This window comes from Arthrobacter sp. zg.Y820 (genome assembly GCF_030125555.1).
GTDB lineage: Bacteria > Actinomycetota > Actinomycetes > Actinomycetales > Micrococcaceae > Arthrobacter_B.
On sequence record NZ_JASKLX010000010.1, the window covers coordinates 304111 to 322205 of the forward strand.

18 protein-coding genes are annotated in these 18095 nt (G+C 66.2%); 5 read left to right on the forward strand and 13 right to left on the reverse strand.

Annotation, left to right across the window (positions count from 1 at the left end; genetic code table 11):
* Positions 1 to 277 precede the first annotated feature (277 nt).
* Positions 278 to 712, forward strand: coding sequence for an NUDIX hydrolase (locus tag QNN99_RS13420; RefSeq protein WP_229966957.1), 435 nt, complete (start codon positions 278 to 280; stop codon positions 710 to 712).
* 120 nt (positions 713 to 832) lie between these two features.
* Here the strand turns inward: QNN99_RS13420 and QNN99_RS13425 are convergent, their stop codons facing one another.
* A complete protein-coding gene (locus QNN99_RS13425) occupies positions 833 to 1009 on the reverse strand; it encodes an SPOR domain-containing protein (protein WP_229966958.1) in 177 nt (58 codons plus the stop codon).
* An 89-nt stretch (positions 1010 to 1098) separates the two neighbouring features.
* Between QNN99_RS13425 and map the strand changes: the two genes are divergently transcribed.
* Positions 1099 to 1977, forward strand: a complete 879-nt coding sequence (gene map / locus QNN99_RS13430) for a type I methionyl aminopeptidase (protein ID WP_229966959.1) — start codon at positions 1099 to 1101, stop codon at positions 1975 to 1977.
* A gap of 41 nt (positions 1978 to 2018) precedes the next feature.
* A complete protein-coding gene (gene ppgK / locus QNN99_RS13435; RefSeq protein WP_229966960.1) occupies positions 2019 to 2825 on the forward strand; it encodes a polyphosphate--glucose phosphotransferase in 807 nt (268 codons plus the stop codon).
* Positions 2826 to 2984: 159 nt separating this feature from the next.
* Here ppgK and nrdR read toward each other — a convergent pair whose 3' ends face one another.
* From nrdR to QNN99_RS13450, 3 genes are all read right to left on the reverse strand, one after another.
* Entirely contained in the window at positions 2985 to 3482 is a 498-nt protein-coding gene (gene nrdR / locus QNN99_RS13440; RefSeq protein ID WP_229966961.1) for a transcriptional regulator NrdR, read from the reverse strand.
* Positions 3483 to 3654: 172 nt separating this feature from the next.
* Complete coding sequence (hisD, locus tag QNN99_RS13445; RefSeq protein ID WP_229966962.1) at positions 3655 to 5016, reverse strand: histidinol dehydrogenase; 1362 nt, start codon at positions 5014 to 5016, stop codon at positions 3655 to 3657.
* A gap of 41 nt (positions 5017 to 5057) precedes the next feature.
* On the reverse strand, positions 5058 to 5717 hold the full coding sequence (locus QNN99_RS13450; protein WP_229966963.1) for a TetR/AcrR family transcriptional regulator: 660 nt from the start codon (positions 5715 to 5717) through the stop codon (positions 5058 to 5060).
* Between the two features lie 80 nt (positions 5718 to 5797).
* On the opposite strand from QNN99_RS13450, the gene QNN99_RS13455 reads away from it, so the two are divergent.
* Both QNN99_RS13455 and QNN99_RS13460 read left to right on the forward strand, forming a co-directional pair.
* Positions 5798 to 7303, forward strand: a complete 1506-nt coding sequence (locus QNN99_RS13455; protein WP_229966964.1) for a YhgE/Pip domain-containing protein — start codon at positions 5798 to 5800, stop codon at positions 7301 to 7303.
* Positions 7304 to 7708: 405 nt separating this feature from the next.
* The gene (locus QNN99_RS13460; protein ID WP_229966965.1) at positions 7709 to 7903 is read left to right on the forward strand and encodes a helix-hairpin-helix domain-containing protein; all 195 of its coding nucleotides are present in this window, start codon (positions 7709 to 7711) and stop codon (positions 7901 to 7903) included.
* A gap of 64 nt (positions 7904 to 7967) precedes the next feature.
* Here QNN99_RS13460 and dnaE read toward each other — a convergent pair whose 3' ends face one another.
* The 9 genes from dnaE to ftsZ form a co-directional block, all read right to left on the reverse strand.
* Positions 7968 to 11507: a DNA polymerase III subunit alpha gene (gene dnaE / locus QNN99_RS13465; RefSeq protein WP_284015980.1), complete on the reverse strand. Its 3540-nt coding sequence runs from the start codon at positions 11505 to 11507 to the stop codon at positions 7968 to 7970.
* Positions 11508 to 11592: 85 nt separating this feature from the next.
* Positions 11593 to 12528 (reverse strand): RluA family pseudouridine synthase, encoded by a 936-nt coding sequence (locus QNN99_RS13470; protein ID WP_231712867.1) that lies wholly within the window; start codon positions 12526 to 12528, stop codon positions 11593 to 11595.
* 2 nt (positions 12529 to 12530) lie between these two features.
* The gene (gene lspA / locus QNN99_RS13475; RefSeq protein WP_442860528.1) at positions 12531 to 13166 is read right to left on the reverse strand and encodes a signal peptidase II; all 636 of its coding nucleotides are present in this window, start codon (positions 13164 to 13166) and stop codon (positions 12531 to 12533) included.
* Between the two features lie 151 nt (positions 13167 to 13317).
* A complete protein-coding gene (locus QNN99_RS13480; protein ID WP_229966966.1) occupies positions 13318 to 14025 on the reverse strand; it encodes a DivIVA domain-containing protein in 708 nt (235 codons plus the stop codon).
* Positions 14026 to 14174: 149 nt separating this feature from the next.
* Positions 14175 to 14465 (reverse strand): YggT family protein, encoded by a 291-nt coding sequence (locus QNN99_RS13485; RefSeq protein ID WP_229966967.1) that lies wholly within the window; start codon positions 14463 to 14465, stop codon positions 14175 to 14177.
* 66 nt (positions 14466 to 14531) lie between these two features.
* Positions 14532 to 15077 (reverse strand): cell division protein SepF, encoded by a 546-nt coding sequence (locus tag QNN99_RS13490; protein ID WP_229966968.1) that lies wholly within the window; start codon positions 15075 to 15077, stop codon positions 14532 to 14534.
* Between the two features lie 73 nt (positions 15078 to 15150).
* Positions 15151 to 15915, reverse strand: coding sequence for a YggS family pyridoxal phosphate enzyme (locus QNN99_RS13495; RefSeq protein WP_229966969.1), 765 nt, complete (start codon positions 15913 to 15915; stop codon positions 15151 to 15153).
* Between the two features lie 89 nt (positions 15916 to 16004).
* Positions 16005 to 16712 carry a purine nucleoside phosphorylase YfiH/LACC1 family protein gene (locus QNN99_RS13500; RefSeq protein ID WP_229966970.1) on the reverse strand — a complete coding sequence of 236 codons (708 nt, stop codon included), beginning with the start codon at positions 16710 to 16712 and terminating at the stop codon, positions 16005 to 16007.
* Between the two features lie 57 nt (positions 16713 to 16769).
* Positions 16770 to 17966: a cell division protein FtsZ gene (gene ftsZ, locus QNN99_RS13505; protein ID WP_229966971.1), complete on the reverse strand. Its 1197-nt coding sequence runs from the start codon at positions 17964 to 17966 to the stop codon at positions 16770 to 16772.
* Positions 17967 to 18095: the final 129 nt, after the last annotated feature.

Here is an 18095-nt window from a genome sequence, read left to right on the forward strand (position 1 = left end):
GCGTTCCGCCTCCCGCTCCAAGGCCGCCTCCCGGCGGGCAGGTCCGCCTGGCGGGGCCTTGCTCGGCCTCAGCCGCGCTGGTTCCCACTGTCTGTGCATTCCTGTTACTAATGTGGTCCCACCAGTAACAGGCGTCACAAAGGGTGGGAACTGGTGCGCGAACCCGCCGTATCCCCGCCGGCACGCGCTCAGGCGCCGCAAAAGGCCAAGAAACCTGAACCGTTGCTGCCCGCGCAGCCCCGGGCCGCCGAACGCAGCCGGAATGTAGGCTCATCCGATGGAGAAGAGCACCAGCACCAAAGCCGTCTGCTATGTGGTCTGCCAGGAACACCTGCTGGTTTTCACCCATCTCGATGTTCCGTTGGAAGTGGCCGGCGTCCAGGTGCCGGCGGGAACGGTGCGCCCTGGGGAGGCTCCGGCAGCAGCGGCGGTTCGGGAAGTGCGGGAGGAAACCGGTCTGGGTGCGACAGTGGTGCGGAACCTGGGGACCGCGGCGTACGACTATTCCCCGGCCCGGTTCGAAATAGCCACCCGCCATTTTTTCCTCCTCACCACCGCTGCACGTCCCCTCAGTGAACGCTGGCAAGCCGGTGAAGACGATCCCGAACACGGCGGCGGGCCGAAACGCTGGGAGTGTTGGTGGATGCCGCTGTCCCAGGCTCACGTCCTGGCCGGCGGGCTCGGCTCAATGGTGGGCGCCCTATACGCGTAATGCGTTCCGGTACCGCACGCGGCTCAGCAGTTCCGCGAGATGGCAGTAAGTGCTCGTCCCAGCCCTGGGACATGCACTTACTGCCATCTCGGCGCCCCGAAGGCGTCCAGGTGCCGCTGCCTACCAGTTGCGGTTTTCTTCGTCTTCCTTGTCCCAGGCCTCATTGCGCTGCTGGACCTTCTGCAGGGCCAGTTCTGCTTCCTCGGGAGTCGAGTACGGGCCCAGCAGCTTGGTCCAGTCGGACTGGGGGCCCTTTTCGACCTCGTGGGTGACGACATTGAACCAGTACTCAGCCATGGTGTGCTCTCCTTCAAAAAATGCTTCCGAACCCCGGGTGGGGCACCCCCGTGCCACGGCATGGGCCGTCCGGCGATAAGATCGATGGTATGCCCCAAACTGTTGCCACTGCACCCCTTGGCCGTCTCGCTCCGGGAACCGTGAGCCCGCGCCTGCCGGTTCCCGCGTCAATCCCGCGTCCGGAATACGTGGGCAAGGAAGCTCCCACCCCGTTCACCGGTTCCGAGGTCAAGTCCGCCGAGACCATCGAGAAAATCCGGGTCGCCAGCAAGATCGCCGCCCAGGCCATCGTGGAGGTCGGCAAGCACATCGTTCCCGGCGTCACCACCGATGAACTGGACCGTGTGGGCCACGAATTCCTGCTCGACCACCACGCCTACCCGTCAACCCTGGGCTACCGCGGCTTTCCCAAGTCCCTGTGCTCCTCGGTCAATGAGGTCATCTGTCACGGCATTCCCGACACCACGGTGCTGAACGACGGCGACATCATCAACATCGACATCACCGCCTACCTCAACGGCGTGCACGGCGACACGAACTGGACGTTCCTGGTGGGCGACGTGGACGAAGAGTCCCGCCTCCTGGTCGAGCGCACCTCCGAATCCCTGCGCCGGGCCATCAAGGCAGTCATGCCGGGCCGCGAGATCAACGTCATCGGCCGCACCATCGAGTCCTACGCAAAGCGCTTCGGCTACGGCGTGGTCCGCGATTTCACCGGCCACGGTGTGGGCGAGGCGTTCCACACCGGGCTCATCATTCCGCACTACGACGCCGCGCCGGCCTACAGCCGTCTCATTGAACCGGGAATGGTGTTTACCATTGAGCCTATGCTCACACTCGGCACCATCGAGTGGGACATGTGGGACGACAATTGGACCGTCCTGACCAAGGACCGCAAACGCACCGCCCAGTTTGAGCACACCCTGCTCGTGACGGACACCGGCGCCGAAATCCTGACCCTCCCTTAGCAGCGTTCACGCAGCCGAGACAGACCTACTTCTGGAGAACCATGGCCAAGAAACACAAGAGTAAGCACGGCGACGCCAACGCGGTCATTGGCATTGATATCGGTGGCACCGGCATCAAGGGCGGCATCGTCGACCTGACCAAGGGCAAGCTGGTTGGCGAGCGGTTCCGCATTCCCACCCCGCAGCCCGCGACACCCGAAGCAGTGGCCGGCGTCGTCGGCCAGATCGTGGCGGAGCTCTCCTCCCGCCCGGACGGCCCCGGCCCCGAGGTTCCGGTGGGCGTCACGTTCCCGGCCATCATCCAGCACGGCATTGCCCGCTCCGCAGCCAATGTGGATAAGAGCTGGATTGACACGGACGTTGACACGCTGCTCACCAAGGCGCTGGGCCGCGATGTTCAGGTCATGAATGACGCCGATGCCGCCGGCCTGGCGGAGGCCCGCTACGGCGCCGGCCGCGAGGTGGACGGCACCGTCCTGGTGATCACCCTGGGCACGGGCATTGGCTCGGCGCTGATCTACAGGGGCATGCTGGTCCCCAATGCGGAACTGGGCCATCTGGAGATTGACGGGCACGACGCCGAGACCCGGGCCTCCGCCTCCGCCCGGGAACGCGACGGGATCACCTGGGAGGAATACGCCACGCGGCTCCAGCGGTACTTCTCCCATGTGGAGTTCCTGTTCTCGCCGGACCTCTTTGTCGTCGGCGGCGGCATCTCCAAGCGCAGCGAGGACTTCCTGCCGCTGCTGAACCTGCGCACGCCGCTGGTCACCGCCAACCTCAAGAACAATGCCGGCATTGTCGGCGCTGCCCTGCAGGCGGCCATGCACTTCAACTACATCAAGTAGGACCCGCACCACGCGGGGGCCGGCTCGGAAGCGGCGGCGGGGAGACCTGCCGCCGCTTCCGCTGCGTCCGGGCCCGGTTTTGTTCGGGTCTCAGGGTTCGAGTCTCAGGGTTCGGGGCTCCGCTCCGGGGAAGGGTTCGGGGCTCCGCTCCGGGGAAGCTCAGCGGGCGGTCAGCGGCCGCTGGGCTCCGGCGGGGACGGTGGAAGCACGCGGGGATTCTTCGCGCAGTTCAGCTATGGCAGCCTCGAAGTCCTCCAGCGATTCGAAGGCCTGGTAGACGCTGGCAAACCGCAGGTATGCCACCTGGTCGAGCTTCTGCAGCGGCTTCAGGATGGCCAGTCCCACCTCGTGGGCATCAATTTCGGCTACTCCGCTGGCACGGATCGATTCCTCGACCTCCTGGGCCAGCATGGCCAGGTCGTCCTCGCTGACGGGCCGGCCCTGGCAGGCTTTGCGCACACCGTTGATCACCTTGCCGCGGCTGAACGGCTCTCCCACGCCCGACCGCTTGATGACGCTCAGGCTCGTGGTCTCCACCGTGCTGAACCTGCGCCCGCACTCGGGGCACTGGCGGCGGCGGCGGATCGCCGAACCGTCGTCGGCCAGACGGCTGTCAACGACTCGGGAATCAGCGTTGCGGCAGAACGGACAGTACATCCGGAGTCCTTTCGCTGGAGGTCGGAAGCGGGCTGCATCCCGGACCCGACCGCACCGGGGAACCAGTCCCGGTGCAGCAGAGCTGAGCTGCGCACTCATTCTAGAGCCGCAACCCCGACATCACCAACTGCCTCTCACCATATGTAGTAGCACCCGCTACTACATATGGTGGTCAGGCTTCGAACCGGACGGACACGGCGTCGCCGTGAGCGGGCAGGTCCTCGGCCCGGGACAGCGCCACGACATGGGTGCTGACTTCCTGCAGGGCAGCCCGGTCATAGTTGATGACCTGGATGGCGTGCATGAAGGTGGTCACGTTCAAGCCGGAGGAGAAGGCTGAAGTCCCGGCCGTGGGGAGCACGTGGTTGGATCCGGAGCAGTAGTCGCCCAGGCTGACGGGGCTGTAGTTTCCGACAAAGATGGCCCCGGCGCTGGTGATGCGGGCTGCGTCTGCGGCGGCACCGGCGGTCTGGATTTCCAGGTGTTCGGCCCCGTAGGCATTGCAGACGGCGATCCCCTGGTCCAGGTCATCCACCAGGATGGTGCCGGACTGGGGACCTGACAGCGCGGTTTCCACCCGGGCACGGTGCCGGGTGGCCTGAACCTGCCGGCCCAGTTCATGCCGGACCCGGCCCGCCAGGTCCGGGGAATCGGTGACGAGGACCGAGGCGGCATTGGGATCGTGCTCGGCCTGGCTGATCAGGTCAGCGGCAACAAGGCGCGGATCCGCTCCGGCGTCGGCCAGGATGGCGATTTCGGTGGGACCGGCTTCGGCATCGATCCCCACGACGCCCTTCACCAGCCGCTTGGCGGTCGCCACGTAAACGTTGCCCGGCCCCGTGACGACGTCGACCGGCGCCAGTTCCGGGTTAACTCCGGCCGCGGGAATGCCGTAGGCGAAGGCTGCAATGGCCTGGGCGCCGCCCATGGCGTACACCTCTTCGATGCCCAGCAGCTCCGCGGCAGCCAGAATGGTGGGGTGCGGCAGCCCGCCGAACTCCCGCTGCGGCGGGGACGCCAGGGCGAGCGAAGGGACGCCGGCGGCCTGGGCGGGCACCACGTTCATCACCACTGACGACGGATACACGGCCAGCCCGCCCGGAACGTACAGACCCACGCGGCCCACCGGGAGCCAGTTCTGCGAAACGTTGGCGCCGGGCCCGATCTGCAGATCGGTGTTCTGCGGGCGCTGGGCCTCGGCAAAGAGCCGGGCCCGCCGGATGGACTCTTCCAGGGCGGCCCGGACGGGCGGATCGAGCTGCGCCAACGCCTCGCGCAGCGCCTCGCGGGGCACCAGCGGATGATGCTGCTCCACGCCGTCGAAGCGGGAGGCCAGCTCGCTGAGCGCGTCATATCCGCGCGTTCTGACGTCCGCGATGATGGCGGCGACGGCGTCGGAAGCCACATCGGTGGTGGTTTCGGCGCGCGGCATCGCGTGCTTCAAACCAGCCGGGCTCAAATGCTGCCCGCGCAGATCGATGGTGCGGAAGGATTCGAAGGCAGGTCCGGAGGTTGAGGAATTCACGCTTCCCATTCTACCCAAGCACCCCCGCCCGCCGGCAGCCGGTGACTTCGTTACGGCTCCGGACGGGCTTTGGGCCGGGTCAGGTTCGACCAGGTGATGGAAACGAGGTTCACTTTGGCGGCAGAATTGCCGCTGCCGGCGATCTGCTCGTTCAGCCGGCCGTCGTACACCGCCAGCAGCAGCCGCGCCAGCTCCGCCGGGTCGACAGTGAACTCCGCTTCCTGGGCATCGGCCACCCGGAGCAGCGCTGCGGTCACCGCTTCGGCCAGAATGTTGCGCTGGCCTGCAACGAAGACCCGCACTCGGTCGGATCGCCGGGCGGCCAGCAGCAGTTCCAGGCGAACGGCGTGCCACACGGTGTCCGAGGTGAAGTCAGCCATTCCTTCCAGGATGCGCTCGATGACGGCGGTCGGATCCTGCGCGCCGCGCTGCAGCCAATGGTCGAGCTGGTCCTGCAGCCGGGCGGCCAACTGGCTGACATGGTCCTCATACATGGCCAGCGCCAGATCGGTCTTGGTGGCGAAGTTGCTGTAGAAGGCGCCCCGGGTAAATCCGGCAGCGGCACACAGCTCCTCCACACTGGCGCCCTCCAGGCCCCGCTCGGCAAAGACGTCGGCGGAAGTTGCCAGCAGGCGGTTGCGGGTGGCGGTTCGGGACCGTTTGGCCGGTTCGGCTGCGTCCAAGGCGGTCCTCTTTCCTGCGGGGTTCATCCTTCCACGATACATCGGTGTATCGTCGGAGGCAGTCAATACACTCGTGTATCCAGTGAGCTTCGAGAAGGAATGCCCGCATGTCCACGCCCGTTTCAGCCCGCCCCCGCCACGCCGCCCGGCCGGAGGATCGGCGGCCCGCCTCCCCCTACCGGTCGCCGATGTTCTGGCTGCTTCCCATGCTCGTGGTGGTCCTGCTGGCAGCGGTCGGCACGGGCCTTTACATGGGCGGGCTGGCCAACCCGACGGCGCATCTGAAGGACTTCCCCGTGGCAGTGGTGAACGAGGACACCGGCCTTGAAGGGAGCGCCGACGGAGCGGCTCCGCAGAATCTGGGACGGGAGATCGTGAACGGATTCGCCGACCGCGCCGCCGAGGGAGAGGAACTGGACCTTCAGGTCCTCTCTTGGGCGGACGCGCGGGAGCAGCTCGAGAACGGAGAGGTCTATGCCGCCGTCGTCATCCCTGCCTCCTTCTCCGCCGATGCAACCGGACTTGTCACCGGTTCACTGACGCAGGAGCAGTCGGCCCGCCCCGCTGTCAGCGTCTACACCGATCCGAAAGCCGGCGCCCTGGCCGCTCGCCTTGCGGCCGGCGTCGTTGAACCGGGTCTGGCCGAGGCCAGCGCGTCCCTGGGTGAGCAACTCGCCGCCGCAGCACAAGATGCGGAGGCCCAGGCCCGCAGCGCCGTCGAACAGCAGCTGACGGAGTCCCAGAATGAGCAGGCGCGCCGAACCCTGGAAGCCGCAGCAAAGGGCGGTCCGGCCACCGTGGCCTTCGCCCGGCAGCTCACCGCGCAGCAGGCCGGCACCCCCTCCCAGCTGGCGGAGCAGCTGGCCCCCACCGTCAGCGCGGCGTCAGCGGTTCTGCTTCAGGATCCCGTCCAGGTGATTACCGAGAATTACCATCCGGTCGAAGACGGCACGGCCCTGGGCATGGGTTCCTTCTACTACGCGATCCTGCTGCTCGTGCTGGGGCTCACCGGATCCATCGGCGTGAACGTCCTGGTGGACGGCCGGCTGGGAATTACTCCGCTGGAAATCGGACCGCAGTTCCTCGTGGCCCGGCGGACCACACCGTCCCGGTGGCTGTCCATGCTGCTCAAGTGGGGAATTTTCGTCACTGCGGCGGCACCCGCAGCCGGTGTCGTGATGTGGGTGGCCTCCGCCGCGGCCGTTCCCCTGCCGAACGGCGGAACCCTGTTCCTCACCAGCTGGCTCGCAATGTCAGCGGTGTCGGCCGTGGTTTTTGCCCTGCTGACCGTCTTCGGCAACGCCGGCTTGCTGGTCTCGATGATCTACCTGGTGCTCATGGGGCTGCCCTCATCCGGAGCCGTGGTGCCGCTCGAGGCGCTGCCCGGCTTCTTCCGGGCCATCGCGCCCTGGGAACCCCTGCACCACATCGCCAACGCCGTCCGCAGCGTCCTCTACTTCGGTTCAGGCACCGACACCGGTCTGGGTGCCGATGTTGTGGCTCTTGCCCTGATCCTGGCGGCCGCGCTGTTGATCGGCTTCCTAGTCAGCACGCTCTACGACCGGATGTTCGGCCGGCGCGGAACAACGGCCGCCGGGCCGGCTGCGGCCTAAGCCGCTGTCCGCAGGGCTGCTCCTGGTGGCGGGGCTGCTCCTGGTTGCGGGGCTTTCGCATCCGACAGGCATCCTTCGGGCAGATAACGGGACAACGGAGAATTCATAGTGCAGATAACGCGCTCAAAGGCCGGTTTTCGGGCATTTTCAGCCCCTTATCTGCACGATAGATTTCCCGAAGCACCGTTATCTGCACGATAGATCCCGCGAACCCCGAACCCCGTTATCTGCACGATAGATCCCGACGTTCGGTCCGCACGGCCCACGGCGTCCGGTGCTGACCGCGCCGAATGTGGCCAGGCTGCGGCCCTGGGCCCGTGCTTGTCCCCCTGCCCTCCCCCGGATCCTCCGCTTGCCTTCCCCGGTACCTTCACGCGTGCCCTGCGCCGGCCTTAGGGTCGAGTGATGACAACGGAACTCGACTCCCTGCCCGGGGTAGGAACGCCGGCAGCGCGCGGCCTCAGCGCTGCCGGCTATTCGTCCCTGAAGGACTTGGCGGACGCCGACCGCGCTGAGCTTTCCCGGCTGCACGGGGTCGGCCCCAAGGCCCTCCGCATCATCGAAGAAGCCCTGAAGGAACACGGACTCGCTCTGCGATAGCGCATCCCGAGGGATCGCCCCCGAGGGGGCCGCGGACGGTTGCAGGGGGCCGAACCCCGGCGCCTCAGGCGTCGAGGCAGGCCGGGCCCAGCAGCACCTTCAGGTCGCCGAACAACGACGGCGTGGGGTTCACGCGCATGTCAACGCCCAGTTTCATCACTTCCACCGTGCGTGAGCCGTTGAGCCGGATCTGCACCTCGGAGGTTCCGGGATGGGTGCGCAGCACGTCGCCGAGCTGGGTCACCACGGTCTCCGTGGCCTTGTAGGTGGCCATCGAAATAACCACCGGCCCGGAGTGCCCCTCGCTGAGGTCCGGCACGGTCAGTTCCTGCGCATTCAGCGTCACGGCGCCGTCGTCGCGGCGCTGCAGCCGGCCGCGGACCACCACGATCAGGTCCTCGGCCAGCACCGCGGCGATCGGACCGTAGACCTGGCCGAAGAACATGACCTCCATGGAACCGGCCAGGTCCTCGATCTCGCAGCGGGCATAGGCGTTGCCGCTGTTTTTCGCGATCCGGCGCTGCAGCGAGGTGATCATGCCCGCGATGGTGACGATCGCGCCGTCGGCCGGGCCTTCCTCCCCCACAATGTTGGTGATGGAGGAATCTGCGTGCTGGCTGAGGATGCCCTCGAGCCCCTGCAGCGGATGATCCGAGACGTACAGGCCGAGCATGTCGCGCTCGAAGGAGAGCTTGTCCTTCTTTTCCCACTCCGGCAGGTCCGGAATCTCGATGCTGATCGAGTCCTCCGGCTCCTGGTCGGCGATCGCGGCGAACAGGTCGAACTGGCCCACCGCCTCGTTGCGCTTGAGCACGACGACGGAGTCGATCGCCTCTTCGTGGATCATGGCCAGCGGCCGCCGGGCATGACCCATGGAGTCGAAGGCCCCGGCCTTGATGAGGGATTCGATGGTGCGCTTGTTGCAGACCACCGCCGGTACCTTCATCAGGAAGTCCTTGAAGTTGGTGAACGCGCCCTTTTCCTCGCGGGCGGCGACCATCGACTGCACCACGTTCGCGCCCACGTTGCGGATGGCACCCATGCCGAAGCGGATGTCGGTGCCGACCGGGGTGAAGTTCACGCTGGACTCGTTCACGTCCGGCGGCAGCACGGTGATGCCCATCTTGCGGCACTCGTTCAGGTACATGGCCAGCTTGTCCTTGTCATCACCGACCGAGGTGAGCAGGGCTGCCATGTACTCGGCCGGATACTGCGCCTTCAGGTACGCGGTCCAGTAGGAGACGACGCCGTACGCCGCGGAGTGCGCCTTGTTGAAGGCGTAGTCGGAGAACGGCAGCAGGATGTCCCAGAGTGCCTTGATCGCGGCCTCCGAGTAGCCGCGGTCCACCATGCCCTGATGGAAGCCGGCGTACTGCTTGTCCAGTTCGGACTTCTTTTTCTTACCCATGGCCCGGCGCAGGATGTCTGCCTGGCCGAGGCTGAAGCCTGCCACCTTCTGCGCGATGGCCATAACCTGCTCCTGATACACGATCAGGCCGTAGGTGGTGCCCAGGATTTCCGCCAGCGGTTCCTCGAGCTCCGGATGGATGGGAGTGATTTCCTGCTGGCCGGTCTTGCGCAGCGCATAGTTGGTGTGCGAGTTCGCACCCATGGGACCGGGCCGGTACAGCGCAATGACCGCGGAGATGTCTTCAAAGTTGTCAGGACGCATGCTCTTGAGCAGCGACCGCATGGGTCCGCCGTCGAGCTGGAACACGCCCAGCGTGTCGCCGCTGGCCAGGAGGTCGTAGGCGGGCTTCAGGTCCAGCGGCAGGTCTTCGAGGACCAGGTCCTCGCCGCGGTTGTTCTTGATGTTCTCGACGGCGTCGGAGACGATCGTCAGGTTGCGCAGGCCGAGGAAGTCCATCTTGATCAGCCCCAGGCCTTCGCAGGTGGGGTAGTCGAACTGCGTGATGACCTGCCCGTCCTGGTCACGGCGCATGATCGGAATGATGTCGATCAGCGGATCCGAGGACATGATCACGCCGGCCGCATGCACGCCCCACTGCCGTTTCAGGCCTTCCAGGCCGAGCGCCGTGTCAAACACCCGCTGGGAATCGGGGTCGGTGCGGAGCAGTTCGCGCAGCTCCTCGGCCTCGCCGTACCGCTTGGCTTCCTTGTTGTGCACGTCGGCCAGGGACAGGCCTTTGCCCATTACGTCCGGCGGCATGGCCTTGGTCAGCCGCTCCCCCACGGAGAAGGGGTAGCCCATGACGCGGGAGGAGTCCTTCAGCGCCTGCTTGGCCTTGATGGTGCCGTAGGTGACGATCATGGCCACGCGCTCGTCGCCGTATTTCTCGGTGACGTAGTGGATCACCTCGGAACGGCGCCGATCATCGAAGTCGACGTCGAAGTCAGGCATGGAAACGCGGTCCGGGTTCAGGAACCGTTCGAAGATCAGGCCGTGCTGCAGCGGGTCCAGGTCGGTGATGCCCATGGCGTAGGCGGCCATGGAGCCGGCGCCGGAGCCGCGGCCGGGACCCACGCGGATGCCGTTGGCCTTGGCCCAGTTGATGAAGTCGGCCACCACCAGGAAGTACCCCGGGAAGCCCATCTGGGCAATGATGCCCACTTCGTAGTCGGCGCGCTTGCGGACGGCGTCGCTGATGCCGTTCGGATAGCGGCGGTGCAGGCCCGCCTCCACTTCCTTGACGAACCAGGACTCCTCGTTTTCCCCCTCCGGAGTGGGGAACCGCGGCATGTAGTTGGCGTTGGTGTTGAACTCGACGTCGCAGCGCTCGGCGATGAGCAGCGTGTTGTCGCAGGCTTCGGGGTAGTCGCGGAAGATGGCCCGCATTTCGGCCGGGGACTTCAGGTAGAACTCGTCGGCGTCGAACTTGAAGCGCTTGGGGTCGGCGAGTGAGGAACCGGACTGCACGCACAGCAGGGCCGCGTGCGCCGACGCGTCCTCCGCGTGTGTGTAGTGCAGGTCGTTGGTGGCCACCAGCGGCAGCTTCAGTTCCCGGGCGAGCTTGAACAGGTCCGCCTGCACGTTGCGCTCAATGTCCAGGCCGTGGTCCATGATTTCGCAGAAGAAGTTATCAGCACCGAAGATGTCGCGGAAGTCCGAGGCCGCCTGAACCGCCTCGCGGTACAGCCCCAGGCGCAGCTTCGTCTGCACTTCCCCCGACGGGCAGCCGGTGGTGGCGATGAGTCCCTTGCCGTAGGTCTGCAGCAGGTCCCGGTCCATGCGCGGCTTGTAGAGGAAGCCCTCCAGCGAGGCCAGGGAGGACATCCGGAAGAGGTTGTGCATGCCCTCGGTGGTCTCGGACCACATGGTCATGTGCGTGTAGGCACCGGCACCGGACACGTCGTTCCGGCCGCCGTCGCCCCACTTGACGCGGGTCTTGTCCGCTCGGGCGGTGCCCGGGGTCAGATAGGCCTCGACGCCGATGATCGGCTTGATCCCGGCGTTGCGGGCCTTGTTCCAGAAGTCGAACGCACCGAACACGAACCCGTGGTCAGTGGTCGCCACGGCGTTCATTCCCAGCTCGTCAGCGTGGCTGAAGAGGTCCGTCAGACGGGCCGCACCGTCCAGCATGGAGTATTCGGTGTGGTTGTGAAGATGGACAAACGATTTCGAAGAACTAGTTGCTGAAGCCACCGAACCATTCTAGGCCCGGTCGCGGCGGGCTCCGGACGGCACGCCGCGACCGGAGCCGGTCCGCGGCTCCGGCGCGGGCAGCCGGCTAGACGTCGCCGCGCCGGAGGGCGTCCAGGGCGTACTGCAGATCCTGCGGATATTCACTGACAACTTCCACGCGTTCACCGGTGCCGGGGTGGGAAAAGGCCAGTTGGCGGGCATGCAGCCACTGCCGGGTCAGGCCCAGCTCGGCCGCGAGTTTGGCCTCGGCGCCGTAGGTGAGATCTCCGGCACAGGGGTGCTTGAGGGCGGAGAAATGCACCCGGATCTGGTGCGTCCGGCCCGTTTCCAGCTGCACCTCCACCAGGGACGCCTTGCCGAAGGCCTCCAGCACCTCGTAGCGGGTGACCGACGGGCGCCCGCCCTCCAGCACTGCGAAGCGCCAGTCGTAGGAGGGGTGCCGGCCGATCGGCGCGTCAATGGTGCCGCGCAGCGGATCCGGCAGGCCCTGGACCACGGCGTGGTACATCTTGTCCACGGTGCGGTCCTTGAAAGCCTGCTTCAGCACGTTGTAGGCGTGCTCGGTTTTGGCCACCACCATGGCTCCGGAGGTGCCCACGTCCAGCCGGTGGACGATGCCCTGCCGCTCCGGAGCTCCGGAGGTGGAGATGCGGTAGCCGGCGGCAGCCAGGCCGCCGACGACGGTGGGGCCAACCCAGCCCGGGGACGGATGCGCTGCCACGCCCACCGGCTTGTCGATGACAACAAAGTGTTCGTCGTCGAGAAGGATGTTCAGGCCTTCGACCGGCTCGACGACGACGGCGAGCGGGTCCCGGAGTTCGGGAATGTCCACGGTGACCTTGTCGCCGGCAGCCAGCCGGTCCGATTTGCCCAGCGGGCGCCCCGCCATGCTGAAGTAGCCGTCGGTGAACCAGGGGGCCACCGTGGAGCGCGAGACATCAAGGAGTTTGGCCAGGACCGCATCGGCGCGGCCGCCGTCGGCCTCGTCCGGAATCTGCAGGACGGTATGGATCTCGTTCATGGTTAGTCTTCGCCGTTCTTCGTATCTTGTGTGCCGGTTTCCCGGGCGTTGCTTCCCTGTTCGCCGTCGTGGACGGCAACGGAGTTCCGGGGTTCATCCCGCTTCCCGTCCAGGCCCGTGCCGCGCAGGGTCAGCAGGCAGACCAGGATGACGCCACTGACCACGCAGGAGTCCGCAATGTTGAAAATGGCGAAGTTCGGCAGGGCAATGAAGTCCACCACGTGGCCCTGTCCGAACGAGGGGGCCCGGAACAGCCGGTCCGTGAGGTTCCCCAGTGCGCCGCCCAGAACCAGCCCGAGCGCGATGGCCCAGGACAGGGAGCGCACCTTCAGCATGAGGTACACCAGGAACCCGCTGACGGCCACCATGATGATGGTGAACACCCAGGTGTGGTCGGTGCCGATGGAGAACGCCGCCCCGGGGTTGAGGATGTAATGCCAGCGCAGCACCGGCGGCAGCACGTCGGTGACCTGGCCCAGGGTCATGGTGCTCTCCACCCACCATTTGGTGAGCTGGTCAAAACCGAGCGCCAGGACAGCGCAGGCCAGCATGATCAGGGCGTAACCGGTCCAGGCCGGACGCACGTGTGCGCCGGCGTGGCCTTTGGCTGCCGCTGATTCCTCAGAAGATTTCGTCATGTAGGTTTCTTCGTCCCGGTGCTTTCGTTGGTGGGCGGCGTCGCAGGACGCCGCATCCAAAACAACGGGCCGGCTGGCCGGGGCGTCCCGGCCAGCCGGCCCGTGCTTTATCTCAGTTTAGTCCACCCGTGTCGCCACGGGGCCGTTCGGGTTACGCGTCAGCGGTCTCCGAGGCAACGGAACCGCGGGCGTCAAGATCCCGCAGCTGGCCTTCGATGTAGGTCTTCAGGCGTGAGCGGTAGTCGCGCTCGAAGCCGCGCAGCTGCTCGACCTTGCGCTCCAGGACAGCCTTCTGCTGTTCCAGGTTGCTGAGGATCTTGCGGCTCTTGTCCTGGGCTTCGGTGACGAGGCCGGTGGCTTCGATCTGTGCGTCCGCAATGATCTTGTCGCGCTGCTCAACACCGGCACCAACGTAGTCGTCGTGCATCTTCTGGGCCATGGCCAGGATGCCGGCGGCGGTCTCGGTGTTGCTCACTGCGGCGGCGGGTGCCGCTGCTGCGGCCGGGGCCGGAGCCTCGACCTTGGGCTCTTCAGCCTTCGCGGCCGGAGCCTTGGGCTCCACGGCCTTGACGGCCTCGGGCTTCTTCGCTTCCTTCACCGGCTCGGTGACCTGCTCGGTCTTCGCCGCGGCGGAGACCGGGGCCGGAACTGAGGCTTCGGTGCTGGTGCCGGTGCTGGTGCTGGTGCCGGCAACGCAATCAGCGAGCTGGCGGCGCAGGTCTTCATTCTCCGCGGTCAGGCGGCGAAGCTCGACGACGATCTCGTCGAGGAAATCGTCAACCTCATCCTGGTCGTAGCCTTCACGGAACTTAGTCGGCTGGAACCGCTTATTGACAACATCTTCTGGCGTCAGAGCCATCTGGTCACCTCACATTATAAGATTCGCCTGCGAGTCAAGCAGACGGTTCTACGTACAGAATAACGAACATAAGAAACTGGGAAGTCTAATTCTTTTTCACAGTATATCTTCCGGGTGCGGAAGACTAACCGGTCCCGGAGGGGCCGCAGCTAGCGGATGAGGCTGGCCACGATCGACCTGGCAATGGCGACCACGATGAACAGCACGATGAACGCCAGGTCCAGGGAGATGCCGCCAAGCCTCAGCGGAGGGATGAATCTCCGCAGGAGCCGGATGGGCGGATCCGTTGCGCCGTAGATCACTGATGCGAGCACCAGTGCGGGCCCCTTGGGGCGCCATTGGCGGGCAAAGATTTGGACCGCGTCATAAACAATCCGCAGCAGCAGGGCAAAATAAAAGAGGACCAGCAGCAGATACAGCAGGGAAAAAATAATACTCACGCGTGTGGTTTCGTTTCCGGGTAAGCCTCAGCCGCCCGCACTGCCCCCGCCGCGGCGGGGATGCGGTCAGCTCTGGTTGAAGAATGCCGACTGGGACTCGCTGACCTTTTTGTCATCCCCCAGCACCTCCACGTAGGAGGGCGACAGCAGGAAGACCTTGTTGGTCACGCGCTCAATGCTACCGCGCAGTCCGAAGACGAGGCCAGCGGAGAAATCGACGAGCCGCTTGGCGTCGGCTTCGCCCATGTCGGTCACGTTCATGATCACGGGAATGCCGTCACGGAAACTCTCGCCGATGATCTTGGCGTCGTTGTACGAACGGGGGTGGACGGTGGTGATCTGGCGCAAGCCAGCCACTTCCTCTCGGGATGACGGAGCTCGTTTGATCGGCGTTACCGGTGCCCGGTACTCCTCGACTGCGGTGCGGGTCACGGGGGCAGGTGCCGGTGTCGGCTCGGCTTCCCGGTCCGGACGCTCGGCACGCTCGAAATCGGGCGTGTATTCCTCGCTGCGTGCCGGGGCATCCCGCTGGGTCTTCGGCTCGGACTCGTAGTGCTCGTCACCGTCGGCGAGGCCAAGGTAAATCATTGTCCTGCGCATTGCGCCAGCCATGGTTGCTCCTTCTAGAACTTCAGCGCCGTAGCACCCGTTCCTCGCCAAATGAGGAACTTTCCTCCATTAGACGCTACCGCACCGGGGGGCGCGGCCCGAGAATATCGGAGCCGATGCGCAGGTGTGTCGCCCCGTATTCCAGTGCTGCTTCCAGGTCCCCGCTCATTCCGGCCGATATCCCTGCGGCGCCGGGGTGGGTTTCCTGCAGCTGCCCGGACAGGGCGCGGAGCCGACCGAAGGCCTCGCGCGGGTCCCCGCCCAGCGGCGCCACCGCCATCAGGCCGGCCAACCGGAGACCGGGCGCCGCAGCCACGGCGTCAGCGAGGGCCGGTACATCGGCGGGCAGCGTTCCCCCGCGGGCCGGGCCGGAAGGTGTCGTGCCCGCGCCGGCGGCGGGGTCGCGCAGGTCGACCTGGAGAAAGCACTCCAGGTCCGCCCGCGGCGGCAGCCCGGCGCCGGTTCGGCGCTGCTGCTCGGCCTCCATCGCCTTGGCCAGGGCCCGAACGAGCGAGGCCCGGTCAACGGAATGGACGGCTTCGGCATAGCGCACCACCGACTTGGCCTTGTTGCTTTGCAGCTGGCCGATGAAGTGCCAGGACAGCCCCAGGGACGCCGTGTCGGCAGCTTTCGCAGCCGCCTCCTGGTCCTTGTTTTCCCCGACGTCGGTGACGCCCAGACCGGCCAGCAGTTCGACGTCGGCCGCGGGAAAGTATTTCGTGACCACGATCAGCGTTGGAGCGGTTCCCGGAGGTGCCGCTGCCCGGATGCGGGCTTGGACCCGGCCAAGCCGTTCGGCGAGTTCGGCTGCGCGGACAGCCGGGGAAATGCTCGATGTCATGGGGGTTCGTTCCTTGGGTCGAACGCGGGCGTTGCCCGCCGGAAAAAGGGCCGTGGTCCGGTGGGGTCCGGCGGCTCAGCTCTGGTGGCTCAGCTCAGCCAGACGACACCGGCAAAGCGCCCGGCACTGCTGGTGCGCCGGTGCGAGTACAGCTCATCGGATTCCAGCGTGCAGCCGGGCACGCGGATCACTTCCACGTCCAGGGCGGCCAGCTGGGCCTCGGCGCCGGCCGGGAGGTCCAGGGCCGGCGTGCCCCGCCGGGTGCGCGACCGCAGCACCGGCAGCAGGTCTGCCGCTTCCTCGAGCATGGCTTCGGGAACCTCGTAGCATTCACCGCACACGCTCGGGCCGATCCAGGCCGTGATGCCGGCGGCACCGGCTGCACGCATCGCCCGCACGGTGTTGGGCAGGACGCCGTCCAGCAGCCCCTTGCGTCCGGCGTGGGCCGCAGCGGTCACGACGCCGCCGCCGGGTTTCCGGCCAACTAGCACCACGGGTACGCAGTCCGCCACCATGACGGCCAGGGGCGCGCTTCCGTCGGGACTGACGAGGGCATCAGCGGTCGGGGCGGCGGAAGCGGCGTCCGTTCCGCCGGAAACGAGTGCGACGTCGGCGGAATGGACCTGGTTCATGAACCGCAGCGATCCCGCGGCAACGGTCATGGCTTTTTCCAGGGCGCCGCGGCGCAGCCGAACCTGTGCGGGATCATCCCCGACATGCAAAGCGAGGTTGCCCGCCGCCGTATTGGTGAAGCCGACGGTCAGCCCGTCACCGGTCTGTGTCTGCCACCAAAACATTGTCGAACAACCTCGCTGCTGCCGGGCGTTCCGGACTCGTGTCCGGACCGGGGGGTGTTACTTCAGGAAATCAGGAACGTCCAGGTCGTCGTTCCGGCCCGTGGACAGGTCCGATTCCACGACGGCCGGCAGGTCGACGTCGAAACCGGCGTCGGCGGGAACGTCGCTGTGCTGGGTCGAGCGCTGCGACCACGCCGACAGGCCCGCGGAAGCGGGTGCGGCGCCGGCGTAGCTGCCGCCTGCCGGTGCGTTGACCGGCGGTGCTGCGGGCTCGGCCGGCTTGTGCGAAATCGGCTGCGAGGTCACGTCGACCTGGTCGAAGCCGGCGGCGATGACCGTCACGCGTGCTTCATCACCAAGGGCGTCGTCAATGACGGCACCGAAGATGATGTTGGCCTCGGGGTGGGCCACTTCCTGCACCAGGCGCGCAGCTTCGTTGATCTCGAACAGGCCGAGGTCGGAGCCACCCTGAATGGAGAGCAGGACGCCGTGGGCGCCGTCGATGGAGGCTTCCAGCAGAGGAGAAGCTATTGCCAGCTCGGCGGCCTTGACGGCCCGGTCCTCCCCTCGTGCGGAACCGATGCCCATGAGGGCCGAACCTGCACCCTGCATCACCGACTTCACATCCGCGAAGTCGAGGTTGATCAGGCCCGGGGTGGTGATCAGGTCGGTGATGCCCTGAACGCCGGAGAGCAGCACCTGGTCAGCGGAACGGAAAGCGTCCAGCATGGACACGTTGCGGTCGCTGATGGACAGCAGGCGGTCGTTCGGAATCACGATCAGCGTGTCGACTTCCTCGCGCAGCGTGTCGATGCCCGACTCGGCCTGGTTGGAGCGGCGGCGGCCTTCGAAAGTGAAGGGGCGCGTAACCACGCCAATGGTCAGGGCACCCAGGGAACGGGCGATCCGGGCCACGACGGGAGCGCCGCCGGTACCGGTGCCGCCACCCTCGCCTGCGGTGACGAAGACCATGTCAGCCCCGCGCAGGACTTCCTCGATCTCCTCGGCGTGATCTTCGGCTGCCTTGCGGCCAACCTCGGGATCCGCACCGGCGCCCAGGCCGCGGGTCAGCTCACGGCCGACGTCAAGCTTGACGTCGGCGTCGCTCATCAGCAGTGCCTGTGCATCGGTGTTGATGGCGATGAACTCCACGCCTCGGAGTCCTACGTCAATCATCCGGTTTACGGCGTTCACGCCACCGCCGCCGATGCCGACGACCTTGATGACGGCCAAGTAATTCTGCGGTGCTGCCACGTCCTGTGTCCCTTGTTCGAATCTGTGCAACTGATCATTGGTGGCCGGGGATCATCCCCCGGCCGAAAAACCTTGAACCTTACGTCCAACCTTCAGCTTAAGACCCTAAGGCTCAAGTTGAAGGTTATA